Source organism: Vibrio nomapromontoriensis (genome assembly GCF_050337205.1).
Lineage (GTDB): Bacteria > Pseudomonadota > Gammaproteobacteria > Enterobacterales > Vibrionaceae > Vibrio > Vibrio nomapromontoriensis.
The window spans coordinates 527,357-550,567 of the sequence record NZ_JAKJSS010000007.1 but is presented as its reverse complement, the minus strand read 5'-3'; the positions used below and the strand labels follow the sequence as shown (position 1 = coordinate 550,567).

Genomic DNA, 23,211 nt, shown 5'->3' with positions numbered 1-23,211 from the left:
TTGAGTGGCAACGACGGCTATTCACTTGCGCTGATCCATTACTGATCTTGGTTGATATATTTGACTACCTTTGCTGGGCTACCCGCCGCAATCACGTTTGAAGGTAAGTCATGGGTGACGACGCTTCCAGCAGCGACAATTGTGCCTTCGCCGACAGTCACTCCAGGTTGTATGGTGACGCCTGTAGCTAGCCAAACATCTTTTTCAAGAATGATACTGCCGATACGGTGGTCTTCATCAGGATCGCCTAATGCACGTTTTTCTGCGTTGAGAGGATGTCCTGAGTAACCAAATAGCTGGCAACGACCCGCAATTCTCACGTTGTCTTGAATTTCAACCAGCTCTGATACGGCAATCGTGACTTGCCAACCAATGTCGACATTACTACCCACTAGCAGTTTGGGTTGTACCTGAGGATCAGGGTGGGGAGTGGTTCGACCGCTGAATGTTGTGTGGCCAGAGACCCGGCATTCGTTACCTAATTCAATGGTCAGTGGCCCGGTAATAAGGGGGAGGCCACTATAAAGATACAATGAGTGGCCGTAGCTGGCGATACGCCCTTTGAATGCCGGCGTATAAATAACTAAACGAGTGAAGGTCTCAATACTATTGCGACATAAGGTCACCACCGCATAGAGGACTTTATTGTAGAACCTTGGTGTTGGGAGGCCAGCTGCTCGTGTTTTTTTCAAAAAGACAAACAGCTTTTGCATTTTAGGATTCGGGTGCGAGCGTAACCAAGTTTTAAAATCAAATGAAGTAGTGGCGTTCATCTTTGAAGTCCTTGTCAAAAAGCTAGAGGTCTTCATAGAATTACAAGAAGCGAGCCAACTATTTTAGTTGTTTTAAAACAGTTACTTACGAACTGTTGTTATTGGTGTTCATGAGCATTCTCAAATTGAGAAGCAATTTGTGACACGGCGATAGTGAGTGCAGCGAGGAGATAAATAGGCCAATTGAAGCCTTGAGTAAGAAAGGTACCAGAAACGATGGTGCCGATTAATCCACTGTAGACGGCGAGTGCCATTGATAAAAGATAAGGGGGAACATCGATTTGGCTATCGATGGTCTGAAGGGTTTGGCGAGCGCATTTTACTAAAGAATAGATAAACATGATGAATAGCCCTAGACCTAAAAAACCGGTTTCGGCTAACACGCCAAACCATGTACTGTGAACCGCATGATTGACGCCATCCCAATGGGGGCTGTAGAAAAAATAGTTATAATAAAAATTATCCAAACCTACACCAAAGATTGGATTATCTAGTGCCATTTTATAAGCCGCTTCCCACGCATACAGCCGCCCCATTGCGGACGCATCAATCCCAGCTTCTTCCGAACCGCCAGAAGCGCGGTCAGAGATACCGGCAACCGCGTATAAAACAAGTGCGGCAATTCCGCCGATAGAAAAGAATAAGGTTTTAGATTGAATAAGTCGCCAAGCATAGACTCCGAATACGGACATTGAGCCAAGCAACCCTCCACGACTTTGAGTCGCGATAACGGCGAGCAACAACACGATAGAGGTAATGAAAGAAAAAGTACGAAAAAAGCCACCTATCCCTTTTGTCGTCGCAGCGCCGACAGAAAACGCCAGTGGGAACATTAGCACTAACGCGAGATCGTTTGGGTCGCCAAGCATAGAGCCAAAATCTCGCCCAATAGTTACACGTGAGCCTTCAACCAACCCAATACCGTTAACGGAATTAAACAAGGCAACGCAACCCACGAGTAACCCAGAAGTTACCATCAAAAAAGAGAAGCGAGACAGCTCTTTGGGAGACGTGATAAGCCACGATACCGCCAATGTCATGACCATGATTTTCCAATAGGTGCCATTGAACATAGCCAGAGCGACTCCTCTATTGGCTGCGAGAATCACGCCGACAATGACCAGTCCCCAAAAGGCAAGCAGCCAAATATAGGTTTGGTGCCAATAGAGTTTGACTTGCTGGCTGATGAGCGTATGCCAAAGTAAAGCACCAAGTGCCCCTGCAGACAGTATTAGTGGGAACTTTAAAGGGTAAAGGACCGGGAAAACCTCATGGATTCGGAAAAATGAAAAGACAATGAAGAGGGTCACGAGCCAAAAGGTTTGACTAAGAACAAATAAAATTGCTATGGGCAATAAACTGAGTGCTAGCCCCAATACCGGGTGAGGAATGAACCACCAAATAAGGCCAACGCACAAGGTAACCCCAAGGCTGAGCAAACCATGTTTTGCGGTTGGGTTAGCATGCGTTGTTGTCATTTAAGGCTCACTCTGCTGCTGTAGGGTTGGCAGTTGGGTTAATGCAAAACGCTGCAGCAATAATGCGGTTAATAGAATAAAAATAGGTGAGAGGACGCTCATGAGCAAGCGAGTCGTCATGTCCTGTACATAGATGGACAGGAAACAAAAACTTATGGATAGCGTAGCTAAAGCAAGTAATGAACCACAGTCATAATAGAGACGGTACAAACGGTGACTGACGATACTAATAGCGACAAACCGTCCAATGCCCACTAGGGATAGGACCGTTAGTATGGCGATTATTCCCCACTGGCCTGCAAAAAAAGCGCTAGAAACGCCGACGACGGCACTGATTAAGTTGATGGTGAATAGGTGTTGAGTCTGTTTGCGATAAAGAATGCCGATGTTAGTGATTTCACCCATTTCCTTGAACATGGCGATCATAAGGGCGGGAACGATGAAAGTGATGGCAGGCTCGTAGTCGATGGGCAACGCGATTGAAATAAACAGCGGGGCAGCATAACTCATCGCTGCGACAAGCATAAAAATATAGATGAGTCCGGCTTGCGATATTCTGATGACTGCCGTGCGGCCTTGTTCTTTAATCATCTGAAATCGTTTTGGCATCCACCACATACCGAAAGGCTGAACTAATAGGCACATGGCAAGCGCAAATTTAGCCGCGATGGCGTATAGCCCAAGTTCCAGTAGTGATGTATTCGCCGCGAGTATCCATCTTTCCGCACCACTTAGGCCAAAGGCAACAAGGCCTGAACCGACAATGGGTAGGCTGTAAATAAGGTACTGTTTCACCTGTGAACTTGGCATTTTTCGCAAACGAAACTGGTTTGCGACTTGTAGCGCCACCATTTGGAATAATGTCGCCACCAGGCCTGCCCAAAGAATGGCACCCACTGTTGCGTGTAGATTGAGCGCTATAACGATCCAGATGACTTGAATGAGACTGGCGATTGCACTAATGATGAAAAATGAGCGAGCTTTGTCCTGCATTCGAAGCCAAGCAGTGGAGACAGAGAGTGGTCCAGTAAAGAGTACGCTCACTAATACCAGTAGCAGTTCTTTATGCGTTATAGGAGACAGAAGCTGGTGGTCTAGAGTAAACGCTAACAAACAAAGTGGTAGACCGATAATAGCGGCTACTAAGCACGATAAACTAAAGAGTCGATTAGCGATTACGTATTGTTTTTTTACAGAGGTAAAGTGACCAGCATATCGATAAAGGGCTTCATGAAGGCAAAAGGTAATGAATAAGCCAACAAATACGCTAATTGTTGCCAGTAGTTCAAGCTTACCAATTTGTTCTGGCGCCAAATATCGAGTAATGAACGGCAGCATGATGAGTGAAAGCCCTCGTGTCACGACAATGCTAAAGCCATAAGTGATGAAGTGTTGCCACGACTTATTCATGAGAACTTTCTCGTAGGCACATTGGTTGAGAAAGTATCGAAATTGAATGAGCGGCATCGTGATAACAAATATCGGCACGGTAGTTTTGAGCTTTCTCTAATGCTGCAATACTGATTTCTTCGCGTAACAGTGGCGACTGACTGAGTAACACAAGTTTATCTGCAAGAGACTGTGCATTGTTTGGTTGATACTTCAAGCAATCAACGTTATCGGTGAGTACTTGGTCCCAGTACGCGCCGTCTTCTGGAATGACAGGGCATAAGCCCGTCGCCATCGCTTCAAGTACTGAAAGACCAAAAGGCTCATGGGTACTGGTGGAGACGAAAATACTGCACTGCTTGCGAATATCATCAAGATTGTCTGGTTGCTCGTGCCAACTTAGTGTCGGCACTGGCTGAGGGGCGGCGCATTGATCGTGTTGCGATATCATTGAACTAGGTTTGATGTAACAAATATCGCCTTCAACAGGGCAACTCATGCTCTTTATTGCAGCCGTAAGAAGGTCGAGGTTTTTCCATTTTAGCAGTGATGCTGCCCAAAATACTCGTGCTTGAGATTGTTGGCGAAGACTTGGCCATTGCGATACGCTGAGCCCATTAATGAATGGTGTCGTATTAATATGGCGAAGTTGAGTGCCATCATTTAGCATCGATAATGCGAGCTGAATAGAGGCTTTTGTGCTTTCTAAGTAATAAATCTGGTCAGCTTGTTTTAGGCACCATGCGACAGAGCGAGAATTTCCAACCGGTCCGTGGATGAATTGAATAATCGGCAGTTTAAGTAGGGTTTTGAGCAGGTAAAGTACCATGTCCGACCCTGGCTGAGTTGTCCCTATTAGTAAGGTAGCCTTGGGTAGCCAAGTGAGATAAGCCATGCACAAGCATAGGCGAAATAGCAGTACTAAATAAAACACTCGCCCCGTGATCGACGACATCCAAGATGAAAAAGGAATAGTGAGTATTTTGATTTCCTTTCCCTCAGTTCGAGCATACTCTTGCCACCCTCGAGGGTGAGCGGTAATAACGCTGACTGAAAAATCAGGCTCATCACAAACTGAGAGAATGGCTTGAGTGGCGACCTTTGAACCACCATGGAAAGGCATTGGATCAAAGATCACCGCGTGGCGGTTTGGTGTAGACTTGCTGTCAGGGACTGGATTCAAATTAGACATGACGGACACCTCCTATCCAACGACGCTGAATATACGTTTTTAGCGGTCTTAATGCTGCAAAAAGAGACACACTCTCCTGAGCTTGGTTTTTGATTACTTTGTCGTAGATATGCTCAATCGCTCGGGTATTAGTTTCTACACTGAGGTGCTTAGACACATAGCTATAAGCATGGTCGGCTAGCGTCGGAGATAAGCTTGGAAACTCATCAATGAGTCGGCACCACTGAACTAAGAGCTCATCGTCACCTTGATTGTCGAAGAGAAGAGCACTGGTATTGTGGGTGACAAATTCTGGGATACCGCCTGTGTTTGGGGCAATAATGGGCAACTTAGCTAAGGCTGCTTCGGCGATAACCAGGCCAAATGCTTCTTCTCGAGCTGCGCTGATAAAACCGTCGACACCCCCGATCAGCCATTGCGAGACATTGGATTGTTCACCAACGAAAGTGACATGATTTTCGATGCGAAGGTGCATAGTGAGGGATTGCAGCGCTTGCCTTAATTCCCCATCGCCAATAACTACCAAGTGCAAGTTCGGGTAGTGGGGAGTAAGTCGAGCTAAAGCATGTAGCAACCGATCGACGCCCTTGCGGTGAATAAGAGAACCTACCGTTGCAAATAGAAGTGTGTCATCAGGGAGTTGAAGTTCCTGTTTTACCCACGATGACGGCAGTTCTTGATACTGTTCTGGTGCAGTCTCTGAGGCGGAGGTATTAGGTATACCATTGTGAATCACATCAAGTTGATCTTTTGGGAAGCCGTCAGCAAGCAGGTTTTTAGAGATGGCATGGCTTACAGTCACGACTCGTGGTGAGAGATGTAATCCAAGCCAAAAACGATCGCGTAGAATATAGTCGGAGTGTAGCTGGGTGACCAAAGGTGTACCCGTTACCTTGGCGACGAGGTTCATCCATTGGCATGGTGCGCCACTGTTGACATGAATAGCATCAATGTTGAATTGCTTAATGAGCGCGATCCCTTTACTGATGAGTTGGAACCAGTTTTTGACGTTGAAATTCGGTTGGTATCCTCCCATTAGTAGGGTGAAGTTATCCAGTTGGGAGTCAATGGAGTGTGTCGCCAGTAGATCGTTAAGAGTACGGTTATTCGTCCAAACAACAGGGTGATACTCCGCCATGTTTAAGTGGTCGATGAGCTGAATGAGGCATTGCTCACTACCACGAATCCAATTTTCTCCAAAGTGGACATACAAGATGTTTTTCATATTGGCCTCACAATCATTCAGCAATAGTTCAATCGATACTTTACTAGAGCAATTGCAATGCCAATAAAATATGTGATTTAAAACAATTACTTATAATTTGATTGGCGTGCGTTTAAGGACGAGTGACAGGGATTCTCAATATAGGAATCAGTTTGCAATGTGAGTGGGTTCGCTTGAGAGCAGAGTTAAATACAGAAAACCGATGGTTTATTGCTCTCAATACTACAGTGATGTTTCTGGTGAGGCGTGTTGGTATAGGTCAAGTAATTGTGGAATGATAATGTCAGTACAGTAGTGCTGTTGAATTTGTCGATGAGCCGCTTGGCTGAGCCGTTGGCGCTGTTTAGCTGGCATTTCTAGCCATCTATTGAGTGCGGTCACCATTTCTAGATTGGATTCGACAATCCAGCCATTCTTGCCGGTTTCAATTAATGTGGGCAGTTGCCCTAGCGGGAAACTCATCACGGGTATGCCCCTAGACATGGCTTCTAATGCGGCCATGGGCAACCCTTCAAATCGGGAGGTAATGAGCAGTAGATCGATGCGCTCCCACACTACATCCATGGTTTTTTGTTGGCCATGGAATGTCACGTTGGACGGAGCATTATCTTGCAGCTGCGATAGCATGATCCCGTCTCCATAAATATCGAAGTGACCACTTGGGCAGGATGCTGCGATCTCTAGAAAGCGATCCGGTCCTTTTTCTTCACTCAGACGCCCAACAAAAGCGATTCGGTTGTGGCAATGCGATTGAACAGGCTGAAGTGGAACAAAATTATTAACCAGTGCTGCATCCTGTCTACGAGGTAGCTTTGCCAATATTGCTTCACTGACAGCAATACGCAAATGGTTATAGACTGAACTATAACGGTCTAACCAGTCATATAGCCGAACTTTGCCCGATGGGGTCTCGCCGGCATGGAATGAGGCGACAAAAGCGATGTTGTGGTAACGGCCCCAAACGCGAGTAACCCTCGCTAGAATGTTGGCTTTATAACCGTGGGAGTGGATGACTGCGGGGGTATTTGATGACGCGGTTGCCTGCTGAATCGCACAGTGTAACTGTCGCCATATTGGAACGTTGGGGTAGTGGGTACTGAGTATTAGCGTAGCAATTTGATGTTGTTTGAGTTTTTCAATTAAAGGTGGTGACTCGTCGTACTGGTCAAATATGACCACAACGACGTTTTGCTGGTGGTGCTTCAATCCTTTAGCAAGCTCTAGAACATGCGTTTCTATGCCGCCAAATTGGCTGCTGTCTAAAACAAGCCAAACGTTATTGTTGATAGGCATCTTCCTCAGATTCCCATGCTTGCTTTTTACGGTACACGGTAGATGGGCTGAGTTCGAGCAATACCGCTGCATTCAGGACATTTCCATCACAAAAATCAATAGCTTGTTGGATAGCTTCCCTTTCTATTTGCCACATTGGTCTTATGCCATTGCTATTACTAATGTCTGATGTTGATGAGGAGGCATCGTTGCTTGCAGTGTGCTGCTGAGAAAAGACAGGCTCTGGCTCCATCTCGGGGTGGTGAATATCAGACTTACGGCGTTCGATACCATTGGGTAATACGTCTCTAGCTGCAACATCATGGTTTGTTGACGAAACTTCGCGTATTTGCGAAGGGGGAGTGGTGATTGAGGGATGTTGCGGTGAGACAACGCTCAGAGAAACCGAGGGGCTACCAGATTTCACTTCAGGGGGTAAGTGTTGGACACCAAGCGATTTATCGTCATTAAGTACGACAATATTGCGGATAATGTTTTGAAGCTGTCTCACGTTACCTGGCCACGCGTATTTTTTAAAATAGCGTTGGGCATCTTGTGAAATACTTTGGAAGCGACGGTTATCTTGCTTGGCATACTGGTTTAAGAAATGTTCAGCAAGCGTAACGATATCTTGCCCCCGCTCTCTTAATGGAGGCATATGGACAGGGACCACGTGAACCCGATAGTAAAGGTCTTCCCGGAAACGTCCTTCTTGGACCTCGAGAAGGGGATCACGATTGGTCGCACAGATAATGCGTGTATCGACTTTATGTTCTTTCGTACCACCTAGAGGTGTAAAGGTTCCGGTTTGCAAAAATCGCAGAAGCTTCTTCTGCATCTCTAAATCCATCTCGCACAGTTCGTCTAAGAATAGCGTACCGCCATGGGCGAGGGTTGCTGCGCCTTTTCGATCGGTTGTCGCGCCTGTAAATGCGCCTTTCATGTGACCAAAAACTTCACTCTCCATGAGATCTTTTGGGATAGCACCGCAGTTAATAGCAATAAATGGTTTGTCGCGACGGTCACTTTCATTATGTATTGCGTTAGCGCACACTTCTTTACCCGTGCCACTTTCACCAATAATGAAGACGCTGGCATTGGTGTTTGCGACCGCATCAATAATCTTATATACCCCCTGCATTGGCAGTGAGGCACCGATGAAACCATGAAAATGCTGTCGGTCTAAACGTTGTTGGATATCGTCCAACATGTGCTCAAGTTTTGCTTGCTTCAAATGAATGCTAATCGAGGTTTTGAGACGGTCGGCTCGAATGGGCTTTTCTAAAAAGTCTTTTGCCCCTTTCTGTATTAAGTGAACCGCAATATCAACACTGCCGTGTGCAGTGGCAATAATGACAGGAACTTGCAGGTTTTTTTCTGCAATCCATTCTAATATCACTTCACCTTGCATATCTGGAAGTTGCAAATCGAGAATAACTAGGGCAGGCAATGTGCGTTCAAGCATGCGCTTTGCTTCACCGCCAGTCGCGACATGAATGACGTCGTAGGGTTCATCTTTCAAAAACTGTTTATAGAGTACAGCAAGAGATGACGAGTCTTCTATGAGAAGTACTTTCGGAGTCATGTCTCAGTCCTTGTTCTTGTTATTCATCCTTGATGACTTTAAGCATAGACGAAAACTGAGCATTGTTAATGTTTTTTATCGGTAACAGTATGAAGGTTAAGGTTTTAATCATAAGTTGCACTGTAAAAATGACTATCAAGTCTTAATGGTAGATACATCCTCAAATAGACAATGACAAAAAGCGATTGTTATTGACTGAGCGCTTTAGGCGCGCAGTGAGAGTTTGTGGTAGCCAACTGAATCGATCGATTTCTCGGCAGATCTCTGAAGCGAGAGACGGTTGGTGTTGATAATTTAGAACGGTGCCGAGTACACGGGTACGTTCGCCTTGAGTGAGACGTGTAATGGCATCCTCTACTTGGTTGATGACGGTCACTCCACTTAACACGACCAAAATAGTGCCATCGCACGCATTGGCGACACAAGGTGCAGGAATGTTATTTTTGTTTACGTTGAGAATGGGGGAAGTGTCAATGATCACGCGGTCATACTCTTCTAACCAATGAGTGACTTCTTGTTGTAATAAGCGGGGATCTTTGTAGGTGAGCCTAGTCGCTGGGTCGCTTGGAGCGGCAATACCAAGAAAAACACGGGGCGAGGCATTGTGCTGTACCCACGCTTCGTCAGTCTCTTCTACAGAATGATCTTTGCTATTTAGAGAGAGCGGCAATAAACTCGGGTGATGCATATTGAGGTCGACTAGCAAGGTTCTATATCCTGCAAGTAAATAACGCTCAGTTAATGCTTGGGCAATCGACGAAGTGCCTTCTTCTTCATTACAAGCGGAAATGCACAGGGAGCGACATTGATGAAGCTCTGCATTGAGGTAAATTTCTTCAATCTCTGAGTGAGTCGCCGGAATAGTCATTATAGCGCTCCTATTAAAATAATGGTGGTGGTTAGCTTTAGAATATCGCTAAGACCAAGGCGCGCTTTCTCGGCTAAGCTGTCTCTTCTATCAGGAATATAAATGGTGTCACCAGCTCGAAGTACTGGGAGCTTTCTGATATCAGCAGTTTTACTAAATGACACCAGGTCAAAAGATCGAGCTTGGCCTTGGCAGCAGGACATATTGACCACACTGATTTTTTCTAGGTAGGCTTTATCACTTGGACCACCAGCTTCTGCCAAAATATCTAGGATGGTCATGTTGTCGTTAAATGAATAACGACCGGGATTATTCACGGCGCCAAGTACCCTTACCGTTTCTTCTTTCGGTGTATCAAGCCAGTTTTTATCCTTTTCAGGAAGATAAATGGTATCGCCCGGAAGTACATTAGGTAGTATGGACTCATCCCCGGTTTCAAAGTATAGAGAGAGATTCAACTTACTCACTTTGGCGTAAGTTTTATCGCGATGAGTAACGCGAATATTATGTATATCTGCATCCTTGGTTGGACCATCAGCAGCCGAAAGAATGTCAAGAAAGTGCATCTCTTTTGTGAATCGATAGCGGCCGGGAGCATTGACTTGGCCAAATACGTAAATTGATGCATCTGAGCTTTGTCTAACCCATTGTGATTTATTGTCTGACGGATCTTGCGGTAGATCGTGAATGCGAACAATGGTGCCTGCGGTAATATAAGGCAGTCCCGATTGAGGCGCGCCATTTTTAATGAACTTATCAAGGTCAAAAACCTTCATTTTTCTACCATTAGCGATTTCAATCTTTGTCGTATCAGCCCTCAGGGTCGGACCTCCAACATGCGCCAATAAGTCCATTAAATCCATTTCATCTGACCACTCGATACGGCCAGGGCGCACCACTTCACCAATAACATTAACCGCACGGTCAGGGGCTATTTTTAGCCATGACTTTTCATTCATGTCGGTCTTTTCTGGTACGAAAATCGCGTCTCCAGGGCCAATGTCCGGTGCTCTATTCCCTTTAAGTCCTTCTGTAAAAGCGGTCATATCGAATTTAACGACCTTTCCGCTTGCTTTGATGACTCTAATTTGACGTGACTCCGCAAATCGAGTTGGTCCTCCTGCATTGGCAAGGATATCCATAAATGTTGCGCCACGCTTTCCTTCGTAAGCACCGGGACTCGCAACTTCACCCATGACATAAACGGTGTTCGCTCCAGATTTGATTTCCTCTTCTTGTTTTGGCACAAAAATGGTCGCGCCAGCAACCAACGGAGGAAGCTGTGAGGTATCGCCAGAGTCTAAGTAACGTTTAAGGTTAAATAATATTGGGACATTGTTACTAATGACTCGAATTTGTTCGACACCCGCGTAGCGAGTAACGCCTCCGGCGCGCATAAGAATGTCGACAAGGTCGGTACCAGATTTGTAAGAAAACGAACCGGGCGCATTCACTTCGCCAAACACCTTGATGGCTTTTTTTGCGTCAGCACTGTCACCAGCATCCGCGAGTTTAGAGGGATCAAACTCTTGTTCTATGTTGCCCACGAGTGGGGAGGCCGGAACAAATAGCGTATCAAGTGATTGTAAGGTGGGCAGGTTGTTATCATCTCCTGTATCAAGAAAACGCTTGTAATCAAAATCTTGACGTTCAGCGCCTCTTTTTAGAATCATCTTATTTAGCTGTGCGCCAGAGCGTAGACCGCCTGCGGCGTGCAAGGCCATTTGGATATTAGAATTGTGGGGAAGAGTATATTCGCCCGGAGATGTCACATAGCCTTGAACGGATACGAGTATTTGTCGTTCAGCGATGTACACCTTAGCATTCGTTGTATCACGGAAGGCTTGGGATAACGCGGTGGTTACCGTTGTTGCAAGTTGTTCTTCATCGTAGCCGGCGACAAAAATAGTCCCGACTTCTGGGAGTGAGATCCGACCGCGCTTATCGACTTGAAAGCCTCGATTAAGCGTCGACTCGCCGGGTAAGTCTACTTGAATCAGGTCACCAACTTGAACTTGTTTTGTCTCAGCATGAAGTGACAATGATACTAGAAGAAGCAAGCTGGTTAGGTAATACAGAGCCGGAGCCAATATTGATTTCATTATAATGCCTCCATCGCAGTGCTGCTGGCATCGTCGGCAAGGACTTCAATGCTGACTCGGCGGTTTGTTAAGCGAACACCATCGGAATTACCTTCATATAGTGGCAATTCATCTCCTAGGGAATAGGTATCAATTCTTTGAGGGTTTAAGCCGAATATAGACAGGTAGCGTTTAACTTGCTGCGCTCGACCTAAAGCGAGTTTGTCATTGTGTTCACTGCTACCAGTAATATCGGCATGACCAGTTACGGAAAGGCGAATAGAAGTGTGACGTTTTAGGATATTCGCCGCTTCGGCAAGGTGCCCCATGTACTTTGGGTTAATTTCCGTTGAATCTACGGCAAATTGATTATCAACGTTAAGAAGGTCGTAAATCTGTTGGACGACTTGCATCAAGTTGTTGAAATCGTCACCTTGCATTGGGGGTGCGCAGGCTGCTTGTGAGCGAACGTAGTCGAGACGTAGTTCCAAGTCATTAAGCTTTTTGCGTTGAATAACGATATCATTGGCGGCGTCAATCCATAGTCCACCTTCTAGTTCTCTCGCAATACGATTTTGTTTTTCTTGGGCTTGTAATACGGCGGCTGGGAAACACCAGCTCGCCCCCTCACGAATGAGTGAGTCAAGCTGAAGCTTTGCGAGTTTCCAATCAAATCTTAGTCCGTGCTCTGGGCCTAGTGGTTCATCTGGCATGACGGGGGAAAAATCTGAACCCGCGTATTGTTCTGCAACGCCACCCGTTCCTTCTTCAGGGTAGCTTGAACACGCCGCTAACAGCAAAATAGCGGCGGAAACAGTGGCAACTTTTACGTGAGAAAATATATCCATATATTACTCCTAGCTCAACGTGATGAAGCCAAACGCTGTTGTTATAAGTATTCGTTGTTGACGTGCGTGTTGACTGGGATAGCTTGCCCAATTCTTAATAACTTCATGATTTGCAATGGCTGACCCGTGACGTTTTCTATTCTCATTATGCGTTCACGTTCAATCAGACGCTTATACAAATAAACAATAGCACCGATGCCTGAAGAATCCATAAAGTGGACCTTCTTTAGGTCTACTTCGACTTCATGATGCCAATCGTTGTGGATAATGTTATCAATTTCAGTCTGGGCTTCGCGGCTACCTCTTGCATCAAAGTCTCCAAAAAGCTGCACTCGTAGAGTATGGTTATTGGTTTCTGCTTTAACTAGTTCCATGTCTATTGCCTCGAAAGTGTGGTGACAATATTGAAAAAGCATCAACTGTGCCAGTTTATTAAAGTGCGTCTTATCAGATAGTTAACCAATTAGAAAGGTTGGTTTCTCAAAATAAAAAAAGCGCGTCTCAATATGAGAAGCGCTTTTTAATGCAGAGAGTAGACGGAGTATACTTAGCCTCTATCGCGTTCGTGGCTTGCGATTCTTGTTAGGTTTACCTGCTGAGTGCGGCGCATTATTGGTACGACTACCATTACTGCGGTTGTCATTATTTCGACCGCCTGATGCCTTTGGTCCTTTGCTATTTCTTGGTTTATCGGTACGGATATCCGGCTGCCCTTTGGTGTGCTTGGTGGCAAAACGGTTTGCACCATGACGTCCTGACTTTCGTCTTTGTGCCGGTGTTTGTGAATCGACATCTTCAGCTGGGACCAAGCAGCTTGCTTTATCACCAATAAGGTAGGCTTTGCCCATATTGGTTAAGGCTTCTCTGATCATCGGCCAGTTTGCCGGATCGTGGTAGCGTAATAGTGCTTTGTGTAGGCGACGTTGACGTTCCCCTTTTGCTACAGGTACGTCTTCACGCTTCTTGTATTTCACTCGTTTTAACGGGTTTGTTTCTGAGTAATACATTGATGTCGCGTTACACATTGGAGAAGGGTAGAAGTTTTGTACTTGGTCGCACTCGAACTCATTGCGCTTTAACCAAAGTGCAAGGTTCAACATGTCCTCATCCTCTGCTCCAGGGTGAGCTGAAATAAAGTAAGGGATCAGATATTGTTTCTTACCTGCCTCTTTACTGTATTTCTCGAACATCTCTTTAAAGCGGTCATAGGTACCCATACCTGGTTTCATCATAAGATCCAGTGGGGCTTTCTCTGTATGTTCAGGAGCAATTTTTAAATAGCCACCGACATGGTGAGTGACCAACTCGCGAACGTATTCTGGTGACTCAATTGCCAAGTCATATCGAACTCCAGAAGCAATCATCACCTTTTTAATACCATCAACTTTTCTTGCCGATCGATAAAGATCGATGGTGTGTTTATGGTCGGTATTGAGTTTGTTACAGATTCCAGGGAACACACATGATGGGCGACGACAGTTCGCTTCAGCTTTAGGGTCCGAACAGCCTAAGCGATACATATTCGCTGTTGGGCCACCTAGGTCAGAGATAGTGCCAGTAAATCCAGGAACTTTATCTCGGATTTCTTCGAGCTCTCCGATGATCGACTCTTTTGAGCGGTTTTGAATAATACGACCTTCATGTTCTGTAATAGAACAGAATGAGCAACCACCAAAGCAACCACGCATGATATTGACGGACGTTTTGATCATGTCATATGCCGGAATTTTAGCCTTACCATACATTGGATGTGGAACACGTGCGTAAGGTAAGCTAAACACATAATCCATCTCTTCCGTGGCGAGAGGAATAGGAGCTTGGTTAACCCATAATTCACGATTACCGTGGCGCTGAATGAGCGCTCTACCTGAATATGGATTGGTTTCTAGGTGCATGACACGGCTTGCATGCGCATATAGAATACGGTCATTGTTCAGCTTTTCAAACGGAGGAAGTCGAACTGCTGTCGTCTTGGAGTCGTGTCGTGATGGTCTAATTGCGATCGGTTTTGCTTCTACCGTGACATCGGGTTCTTTTTTATTGGTGTCGCAATTGCTCTCTACGGCGTAAGGGTTTTGTGGTACGAACGCCTTACCTGGTTTCTCAATTCGAGAAGAATCGATGATGGTATAACCTTCAGGCTCTGCTGGAAGGTTGATCGCTGTACCACGAATGTTGGTTAATGTGGCGATGTCCTCTCCGTCAGCCAGGCGATGAGCGACTTCAACCAAGGCACGCTCAGCATTCCCGAAAAGCAGTATGTCCGCTTTCGCATCAAATAAAACCGAACGACGGACTTTGTCAGACCAGTAGTCGTAATGGGCAATGCGACGTAGGCTAGCTTCTATGCCACCGAGTACAATTGGGCATTCTTTGTAGGCTTCACGGCAGCGCTGAGAATAGACTAGTGTTGCACGGTCTGGACGTTTGCCACCCTCGTTATTTGGTGTATAAGCGTCGTCGTGACGAAGCTTTTTGTCCGCGGTATAACGGTTTATCATGGAGTCCATGTTCCCGGCAGTAATACCAAAGAACAGGTTAGGCTGACCGAGAGTCATAAAAGCGTCTTTATTTTGCCATTCTGGTTGAGCAATGATGCCAACTCGAAAGCCTTGCGCTTCTAACAAACGACCAATGATCGCCATACCAAAGCTAGGGTGATCGACATAAGCGTCGCCGGTTACAATAATAATGTCACAGCTGTCCCAACCAAGTGCGTCCATTTCTTTTCTGCTTGTTGGCAGAAAGGGAGCGACACCGAAGCATTCTGCCCAGTATTTTTTGGTTTCATGGATTGGGGTTATGTCGTTGTACATGAGTTGACCTCTAACTTTGGAGGCGCGCATTATATACTCCTAACTCAGAGACTTCAAAACTAATGACTTTGTCATTAGAGTCTATAAGGATATAGCCTGTAGGGTTATAGCAGTAAGTGGAAAGCGCGGAGAGGGAATAGTAAATTATGCTGAGCTGATATATTATCAGCGCACTTTTAGCCCAGTCATCACTTGGAATTATGGTTACTGCAATATTAACACTTTTGGCACCAGCCCTTACGATCACCCTTTTAATCCTTACGCTCATTTTGGCCAAAGGCGATATTTGTCCGGGGCAGCGAGGTCGTATCCATAAGCTTTTTCCGGCTATCGGCCTTTTGTGGCTCGCTATTGCGTCATTAAAAGTAGAAGCATTTCTGGTTGTTTTCGCTATTTTCTATTTTTACTCAAAAGTGAAAACCGGAAAAACAAGAGATAAAGGGCCATTTTGGGTTATCCATTTAGCGAATGGCTTTGGATTGGCATTTTCTGGCATTGTTATTTCTTCCCAAGCCACATTAGGGCAGGGCGTTGCGTTGTTGATCTCTGGACTGCTACTCGGCTGTGCGTTTGCCCACTTGCTGCTGGTGATTGCGCGTTCTCGCTTGCAAGCATTCCATAAAATCTTACCTCTAACTGGTGTGATATTGGCAATGGCGTTTGCATTGGTATTTTTAGTCAACGCCTATCACTGGCCTGAAGAAGTAGCACAGGGCTATTTAATCGAATTACTCATGTCATTCTTGATGTTGTTGGCTGGTATTGTGTGCTGGATCTGGCACCTTATCCGCCATACCGCACCGGAAAAACGCCAACTAAGTTTTGCTTTTTTCTGCTTGCTTTCTGCTTGTGTCGGGCTATTTAGACTGTATTCCTTTATGTAGATGTAGATGTAGATGTAGATGTAGATGTAGATGTAGATGTAGATGTAGATGTAGATGTAGATGTAGATGTAGATGTAGTTGCCTTTGAGTGAATCGTGTCACGGTCTGTGACAGCTACCTGTCTATTTGGTTAAAAAAGGCTAGTCTTAAAAAGACTGGCCTTTTTTAGGGAGTATGACTATGGATTTGAGTAATGTAAGTAGTTTTGACAGTATTATTTTATTGGGTATCGTCAATGAGAAACTGCGCTTAGAGTGCGACTCCTTTGAAGAACTGGTTTGCATGTATGAGATGGATGTCGAGGGCGTGATAAGCAAGCTTGATATGTTAGGTTATCAGTATGATCCGCTCACTAATCAATTTAAGGCCTATCAGAGGTAACATTGAAAACAGCACGTTGCTGACGTGCTGTTTTCCTTAGTCGTCTTGATTGCTGAGTACGTATGAATCGGACAAATAATGAGCGGTGTGAGATAACTAGCCGCAACACTTCTTATATTTTTTATTGCTACCACATGGACAAGGATCATTTCTTGCTACTTTGCTTGACGCAACAGTAAGCGGACGAGGGGCGATGCTGTCATCTAGCTCACCATCAACGTAATACCACTGGTTGTTTTCAAACAGGAATCGAGAGCATTCTGAAAGGCAATGTTCAAACCCATCTTGCTCAAGAAAGGCTTTAAATGTCACATACCCTTCATTTGGATTCGTGCCCGCTTCGGTACTTACCACTTCAAGTTTGGTCCAACGCTCATTGATAGACTCGGCAATGGATGCTCGTTCATTTTCAGCGTGACAGCTAGGATGATAGGTTGCGACAACAAAATCGACATTTTTTGTCATATGAGCACAAAAGCGCGCGCGCATTAATTGCTCTGGTGTATTGGCTAAAAGAGGGTTGAGATGAACGGGTTGGCAACAAGCAGAAAAATCTACTTGGCTACCACAAAAGCAAAGTGACATAGTTGGTCCAGATTAAGCGTGAGCGTGATATTCAGATTCGATCGTAAGTAGATCTTCGGTCCATTTTATCGCATCGTCGTAGTGCTTTGCTAGTCTATCATCATTCAGTCGTAACTTGTCGCGAATCGAGATGACAGAGCACCAGTCAGCACTTTCGTACGCTTTAACTAAGCAAAGGATATCGCCCAGCTTACCTTGCTTGATCACCAGTGCGGACTTAACCAGATTATTGATTGGCATTTTATGAACTAGCTCTTCTAAAGGTTGGTCAAACAGCGAATCTAGCAAAGAAAACATACCTGTTAGAAAGCCAAGCCCATCTTCAATATTGCTATCTAAATCTTGTAGGATGAGTTCACAAAATCGAGCGCGTTGTATCGACAGGCTATAAAGTGAGTCTGGTTTGTCGTCTTGCGTTGATGTAATGGCGACTAAGGAAATAAACTTGCGTAAACGATCGTCTCCTAAATAGACCAATGCTTGCTTAAATGACTTAATTTCTGCTCGGATCAAATAGGATGAATTAACGAATGTGAGTAGTTTGTATGACAACGTCACGTCAACAGAGAACAAGCGTTCAAGCTCATCGTAATTAATATCAGGGTTAGAAATTTCTTTGCACAGTTGAACCACTGTTAAAAACGACGGCTTGATTTGTTTACGTCGTATCAACTGTGGTTTGCTAAAGAAATAGCCTTGGAATTGCGTGAATCCGATCGCCTTGGCCTGTTCGAACTCTTCATAGGTCTCTACTTTTTCGGCAAGAAAAGTAATGTTGTGTGGCTGCAACTTTTCAATCAATGCTTTTGCTTTGTCGAGGGAAAACTGGCGAATATCAACCTTAATGATAGAGATATAGGGCAGGAAAGGCAGCCATTCTTTTTTAGGAATGAAATCGTCCAGAGCAATGGTATAGCCCGCATTTGCCATCTTTTTGATTGCAAATAATAATTCTTGTGTCGGCTCACAGCTTTCAAGAATCTCAACCACCAAATTGTCTTTCGGGAAAAGGGTTGGGACCAGATTGACCAGACTTTGATAAGGAAAGTTCACGAAGCCAAGTTTATCGCCAATCGTACTGTAATGCGTTGCCAGAAAATGTTCCGAAAGTAGTCGGTTAGTGGCGATATCTGGGTCGATATCAGGAAACGTATTATTTGGGCCATCCCTAAAGAGTAACTCATAACCAACTGTTTTTTGTTGGATATCTAAAATAGGTTGTCTGGCAATGTACGAGTATTTCAAATTTGGCATCATGATCTCATAAACGTATCAACTATCTTAACGTTTAATAGGTAACGTTGACTATCGATCTGTCGGATTTTCTGTGGAATGGCTCATGCTTTCAACAAAATCTCGTACTTGTAGTTCTTGTTTTTCTGGCGTACAGACCAACACAGAGCCTTGGGTGTACCAATCTCCTAAGACGATACGCGTATATTCTTCGGTTCCAAGATTGAATGTATGAATATTCGGACGGTGCGTATGACCATGAATCATCATACCTACGTCTTCCGCCTTCATTACGGTTTCCACCGCGCTTTGTGCGACATCCATAATGTCGAGCGATTTTTCAACTTTCTCTACACGGATATCGCCTTGTATCTTATTAACAATACGCTGTCTTGTAAAGAATGGGAGGCGATTAAAAATCCATTGCAGCCAAGGCTGATTGACCTTTGCACGGTAAGCTAAGTATTTTGTGTCGTCAGTACACAGCGTATCACCATGTAATACCACAACTTTCTTCCCATACAGGTCAATAACGGTTTGCTCATGTAATAGCGTGACGCCTGTATCGCGACAAAAACGCTTGCCGAGTAAAAAATCACGATTACCTTGCAGAAAAAAGCACGGCACGCCTGAGTTGGTCAATTGCTTAAACTCATGGCGAATAGACTCAGCAAAATCGGACGGGTCATCATCGCCGATCCAGAATTCAAATAAATCACCGAGTACATACAAGGCATCAGCGTGTACCGCTTCATGACGCATAAACTTAATGAAGCATTCCGTTGTGTCGGGAAGAGAAGGCGAGAGGTGCAGGTCAGATATAAATAGTGTCGTCATATTAAAAAGGGGAGAGCCACGCTCTCCCTCACCATTACTCGTGGATCGTTGTGCTGGTAATAATAACTTCTTCTAGTGGTACATCTTGGTGCATACCCATAGAGCCAGTGCTAACGCCTTTGATTTTTTCTACGATATCTAGACCTTCAACAACTTCAGCAAAAACGCAGTAACCCCAACCATCAAGGCTCTCTGAACGGAAGTCTAGGAATTTATTGTCGTTTACGTTGATAAAAAACTGAGAGCTAGCAGAATGAGGTTCCATTGTACGAGCCATAGCCAATGTACCTACTTTGTTGCTTAGGCCATTGTTTGCTTCATTTTTGATAGTTGCACGTGTTGTTTTTTCTTTTAGGCCAGACGTCATGCCGCCGCCTTGAATCATGAAACCATCGATAACACGGTGGAACAAAGTGTTGTCGTAAAAACCATCACGGCAGTACTGTAGAAAGTTTGCACTTGTTTCTGGTGCTTTCTCTTCGTTTAATTGAACCTTGATGTCGCCGAAATTAGTATGAAGGGTGATCATGATGAATACCTATTATCGTGTTTTTATGTTGAAACCACGATTCTAGCTTAACTGAGGTGACAAGCAAACGGGCAAATACACAGATCCGTCACTCAGCGCGTGGTTTTTGTTCGATATTGATGAGATTGGGGTTTCATGACGACAATTTGTGAGTTTTCTTCGTTTAAGCGCTCCATTCTGTTGAGGTTTATGGTTATAATCGACGATACTTTTGAACGTAATAATCCAGATAGAGATCATGTTAAAAATATACAACACACTGACGAGACAAAAAGAGGAATTCAAACCTATTCATGCTGGCAAAGTTGGTATGTATGTCTGTGGGGTCACTATTTACGATCTCTGTCATATTGGTCACGGCCGTACGTTTGTATCTTTTGACGTTGTATCTCGTTATCTTCGATACGTTGGTTACGATCTAAACTTCGTACGTAACATCACCGATATTGATGACAAAATCATCAAGCGAGCGAATGAAAATGGCGAAAGCTGTGATTCACTTACTGAGCGTTTGATTGGTGAAATGCATGCAGACTTTGATGCGCTAAATATGAAGCGCCCTGATGTTGAGCCTCGTGCCACTCAGTTTATTGAAGAAATCGTAGCGCTTGTCGAGCGTCTTATTGAACGAGGCTTTGCTTATGTTGCTGACAACGGTGATGTAATGTTTGAAGTCGGTAAATTTGACGATTATGGTCGACTATCTAAGCAAGATCTTGAACAACTGCAAGCGGGTGCTCGTGTTGATATCGAAACGGCGAAACGTAGCCCGCTCGATTTCGTACTGTGGAAAATGTCTAAGCCAGGTGAGCCAACATGGGAATCACCTTGGGGACCTGGTCGTCCAGGTTGGCACATCGAGTGTTCAGCGATGAACTCTTCTATTCTTGGTGACCATTTTGACATTCATGGTGGTGGCTCTGATTTGCAGTTCCCTCACCATGAGAATGAGATTGCTCAATCTTGCTGTGCTCATGACACGCCTTATGTGAATACGTGGATGCATAGCGGAATGGTGATGATCGACAAAGAAAAAATGTCTAAGTCATTAGGCAACTTCTTTACTATTCGTGACGTATTGTCCCACTATGACGCTGAAACGGTACGTTACTTCCTTATGTCTGGTCACTACCGCAGTCAGTTAAACTACAGCGAAGACAATCTAAATATGGCAAGAGCGGCGCTAGAGCGTCTCTATACTTCATTGCGTGGCTTAGATGCGGATGCAGAACCTACGGGTGGCGAAGAGTACGTAACACGTTTTACTACGGCTATGAATGATGACTTTAATACACCAGAAGCCTACTCAGTGCTGTTCGACATGGCTCGTGAAATCAATCGTCTGAAAACTGTCGACGTTGAGCAAGCAAGCCAACTCGGCGCTGTGATGCGTGAACTGGCTGATATTATTGGTATTTTACATCAAGACCCTGAAGCGTTCCTGAAAGGTGATGCTGGCGATGATGATGAAGTGGCTGAGATTGAAGCGTTGATTAAGCTTCGTAACGATTCTCGAGCGTCAAAAGATTGGGCGAATGCTGATTTAGCTCGTAACAAATTGACGGAGATGGGCATTGTTCTTGAAGATGGCGCCGCCGGCACTACATGGCGTCGTAAATAATTCATCAGTGTTTTGAACGTAACGTAAATTATTATCTAGCCCTTGCCTGACAAGGGCTTATTTTTAAGTTTAGATGTGGTGTAACATTTTGGCTCAGATGTATTTTTATTACTCAGCGATGAATGCGGGTAAGTCTACAACTCTTCTTCAATCTTCGTTTAACTATCAAGAACGAGGAATGACCCCACTTATTTTTACTGCAGCTCTAGATGATCGCTATGGTGTTGGTAAGGTAAGTTCTCGAATTGGTCTACAGTCTGATGCTCAACTATTTCGCCCGGACACCGACCTTTATGATGTGATTGCAACGCTTCATGCTGAAAATCCACGCCATTGTATTCTCGTTGATGAATGCCAGTTTCTTTCTAAAGAACAGGTCTATCAACTGACGGAGGTTGTAGATAAGCTGCGCATCCCAGTTCTGTGTTACGGACTAAGAACCGATTTCTTAGGTGAGTTGTTTGAAGGCAGTCGATACTTACTTGCTTGGGCAGATAAACTGGTTGAACTTAAAACCATCTGTCATTGTGGCCGTAAAGCCAATATGGTGATTCGTACCGACGAAAATGGTGTAGCGATAGCCCAAGGTGATCAGGTCGCAATTGGTGGTAATGACCAGTACGTATCCGCGTGTCGTCAGCACTATAAAGAGGCACTTGGTAAGTAGTCTCAGCAAAAATTTAATGGTATTAAAAAGGAAGCGAACGCTTCCTTTTTTTGTATCGATAATATGACAGCACCGTTACTTATAACTATTACGCAGCCAAAAGCTACAGCGCATCCAAAACGTGTTGGTATTTGAAGTGATAGCCCAGTCGCTGCAGTTTCTCGCTGGAAATGGTTTTCCCAGGCTCGGAATTGACTAAATTAAGCGATGTATCAAGCCCTACCGAACGCAGAGCTGCTCGGTAAAAGGTGACTTTGTCGCAGGTGGTGGGTGTCGTTGCATTGACGACGCCAGACTGGATATTTTCGAGTGAAAAGATGATGGCATTAATTGCGTCATCAAGGTGTAACATATTTGCTGAAGCTTGATTACTCACCGATTTTAGCTTAGAAGCAAACCTAGAAGGGTGGCGCTCTGGGCCAAATAAGCCACTACAACGTAGGATGGCGTAGTCCAATGTCGAATTTCTAACGTGTTCTTCTGCCGTCAACATGATGATGGATTTCGCGGTAAAGTCCTCTCGTCCACGAGCGATAGGCAGCCTTGCCATATCTTCTGTCATGAGCTCAGCAGTCTCTGGGTAGACAGTTGTTGAGCTTACCATGATGATTTTATCTACCTCTAAGCGCTTGGCAATTTGGCAGAGTTGGTTCCATTGCGACGCGTAGCGAGCTCCACCACCTTGTCTAAAGCCAGGGGGAAAGCAGCCAATGATGGTAGTGATTTGTTTGTTGACGAGTTGGTTAGTCAACGCAAGCTCGTCACTCTCGTCTCGAAGCGTGTTGAGATCTAAGCATAAATTGTCGATTCCGCTTTCGGTAAGGACGTCACAACCTTGTTGAGAGGTACGGGTTGCAGTCACTGGGTATCCACGGCTAATTAAGGCTTTGCTAAGTGGAAGACCTAGCCAGCCAGCCCCCACAATGAGTATGTGATTTCCATTCATA

Annotated in this window: 20 protein-coding genes and 1 pseudogene; 4 read left to right on the top strand and 17 right to left on the bottom strand. The window is 44.9% G+C overall.

Translation table 11 applies throughout. From position 1 onward, the window contains the following. Positions 1-38: 38 nt before the first annotated feature. The 12 genes and pseudogenes from L4D05_RS06595 to L4D05_RS06540 form a co-directional block, all read right to left on the bottom strand. Entirely contained in the window at positions 39-773 is a 735-nt protein-coding gene (locus L4D05_RS06595) for an acyltransferase (RefSeq protein ID WP_428751814.1), read from the bottom strand. A 98-nt stretch (positions 774-871) separates the two neighbouring features. After that, positions 872-2,251: an O-antigen ligase family protein gene (locus tag L4D05_RS06590; RefSeq protein WP_428751815.1), complete on the bottom strand. Its 1,380-nt coding sequence runs from the start codon at positions 2,249-2,251 to the stop codon at positions 872-874. Then, positions 2,252-3,661, bottom strand: a complete 1,410-nt coding sequence (locus L4D05_RS06585; RefSeq protein WP_428751816.1) for a lipopolysaccharide biosynthesis protein — start codon at positions 3,659-3,661, stop codon at positions 2,252-2,254. Then, the gene (locus tag L4D05_RS06580) at positions 3,654-4,832 is read right to left on the bottom strand and encodes a glycosyltransferase family 4 protein (protein ID WP_428793391.1); all 1,179 of its coding nucleotides are present in this window, start codon (positions 4,830-4,832) and stop codon (positions 3,654-3,656) included. Before L4D05_RS06580 ends, L4D05_RS06585 begins: the two co-directional genes overlap by 8 nt. After that, positions 4,825-6,057 carry a glycosyltransferase gene (locus L4D05_RS06575; protein WP_428793390.1) on the bottom strand — a complete coding sequence of 411 codons (1,233 nt, stop codon included), beginning with the start codon at positions 6,055-6,057 and terminating at the stop codon, positions 4,825-4,827. The genes L4D05_RS06580 and L4D05_RS06575 overlap by 8 nt, the downstream gene beginning before the upstream one ends. A gap of 222 nt (positions 6,058-6,279) precedes the next feature. Continuing rightward, on the bottom strand, positions 6,280-7,350 hold the full coding sequence (locus L4D05_RS06570; protein WP_428793389.1) for a glycosyltransferase family 4 protein: 1,071 nt from the start codon (positions 7,348-7,350) through the stop codon (positions 6,280-6,282). Then, a complete protein-coding gene (locus L4D05_RS06565) occupies positions 7,334-8,914 on the bottom strand; it encodes a sigma 54-interacting transcriptional regulator (RefSeq protein WP_428751820.1) in 1,581 nt (526 codons plus the stop codon). The genes L4D05_RS06570 and L4D05_RS06565 overlap by 17 nt, the downstream gene beginning before the upstream one ends. Before the next feature lie 160 nt (positions 8,915-9,074). Next, positions 9,075-9,782, bottom strand: coding sequence for a P-loop NTPase family protein (locus tag L4D05_RS06560; protein WP_428751821.1), 708 nt, complete (start codon positions 9,780-9,782; stop codon positions 9,075-9,077). Continuing rightward, positions 9,782-11,800: pseudogene (locus L4D05_RS06555) on the bottom strand (SLBB domain-containing protein); the annotation flags it as partial. The gene L4D05_RS06560 and the pseudogene L4D05_RS06555, both read right to left, overlap by 1 nt. 83 nt (positions 11,801-11,883) lie before the next feature. Then, complete coding sequence (locus L4D05_RS06550; protein WP_428793388.1) at positions 11,884-12,711, bottom strand: OmpA family protein; 828 nt, start codon at positions 12,709-12,711, stop codon at positions 11,884-11,886. 41 nt (positions 12,712-12,752) lie between these two features. Further along, the gene (locus tag L4D05_RS06545) at positions 12,753-13,085 is read right to left on the bottom strand and encodes an STAS domain-containing protein (protein ID WP_265673466.1); all 333 of its coding nucleotides are present in this window, start codon (positions 13,083-13,085) and stop codon (positions 12,753-12,755) included. 180 nt (positions 13,086-13,265) lie between these two features. Further along, positions 13,266-15,527 carry a YgiQ family radical SAM protein gene (locus tag L4D05_RS06540; protein ID WP_428751913.1) on the bottom strand — a complete coding sequence of 754 codons (2,262 nt, stop codon included), beginning with the start codon at positions 15,525-15,527 and terminating at the stop codon, positions 13,266-13,268. Positions 15,528-15,727: 200 nt separating this feature from the next. Between L4D05_RS06540 and L4D05_RS06535 the strand changes: the two genes are divergently transcribed. Further along, positions 15,728-16,411, top strand: coding sequence for a hypothetical protein (locus L4D05_RS06535; RefSeq protein WP_428751823.1), 684 nt, complete (start codon positions 15,728-15,730; stop codon positions 16,409-16,411). A gap of 180 nt (positions 16,412-16,591) precedes the next feature. Then, complete coding sequence (locus L4D05_RS06530) at positions 16,592-16,792, top strand: DUF4250 domain-containing protein (protein WP_428751824.1); 201 nt, start codon at positions 16,592-16,594, stop codon at positions 16,790-16,792. Positions 16,793-16,888: 96 nt separating this feature from the next. Here L4D05_RS06530 and L4D05_RS06525 read toward each other — a convergent pair whose 3' ends face one another. The 4 genes from L4D05_RS06525 to L4D05_RS06510 are packed head-to-tail and all read right to left on the bottom strand — an operon-like array spanning position 16,889 to position 19,976. Then, positions 16,889-17,377: a YchJ family metal-binding protein gene (locus L4D05_RS06525; protein WP_428751825.1), complete on the bottom strand. Its 489-nt coding sequence runs from the start codon at positions 17,375-17,377 to the stop codon at positions 16,889-16,891. A gap of 12 nt (positions 17,378-17,389) precedes the next feature. Continuing rightward, positions 17,390-18,622: an EAL and HDOD domain-containing protein gene (locus tag L4D05_RS06520; protein WP_428751914.1), complete on the bottom strand. Its 1,233-nt coding sequence runs from the start codon at positions 18,620-18,622 to the stop codon at positions 17,390-17,392. Positions 18,623-18,682: 60 nt separating this feature from the next. Further along, the gene (lpxH, locus tag L4D05_RS06515) at positions 18,683-19,447 is read right to left on the bottom strand and encodes a UDP-2,3-diacylglucosamine diphosphatase (protein WP_428751826.1); all 765 of its coding nucleotides are present in this window, start codon (positions 19,445-19,447) and stop codon (positions 18,683-18,685) included. A gap of 34 nt (positions 19,448-19,481) precedes the next feature. Next, positions 19,482-19,976 carry a peptidylprolyl isomerase gene (locus tag L4D05_RS06510; protein WP_428751828.1) on the bottom strand — a complete coding sequence of 165 codons (495 nt, stop codon included), beginning with the start codon at positions 19,974-19,976 and terminating at the stop codon, positions 19,482-19,484. Positions 19,977-20,214: 238 nt separating this feature from the next. On the opposite strand from L4D05_RS06510, the gene cysS reads away from it, so the two are divergent. Next, a complete protein-coding gene (gene cysS, locus L4D05_RS06505) occupies positions 20,215-21,597 on the top strand; it encodes a cysteine--tRNA ligase (RefSeq protein WP_428751829.1) in 1,383 nt (460 codons plus the stop codon). 88 nt (positions 21,598-21,685) lie between these two features. Next, the gene (locus L4D05_RS06500; protein WP_428751830.1) at positions 21,686-22,264 is read left to right on the top strand and encodes a thymidine kinase; all 579 of its coding nucleotides are present in this window, start codon (positions 21,686-21,688) and stop codon (positions 22,262-22,264) included. 103 nt (positions 22,265-22,367) lie between these two features. On the opposite strand, the gene L4D05_RS06495 is transcribed toward L4D05_RS06500, so the two are convergent. Then, entirely contained in the window at positions 22,368-23,210 is an 843-nt protein-coding gene (locus L4D05_RS06495) for an NAD-dependent epimerase/dehydratase family protein (RefSeq protein ID WP_428751831.1), read from the bottom strand. Between the last annotated feature and the right edge of the window lies 1 nt (position 23,211).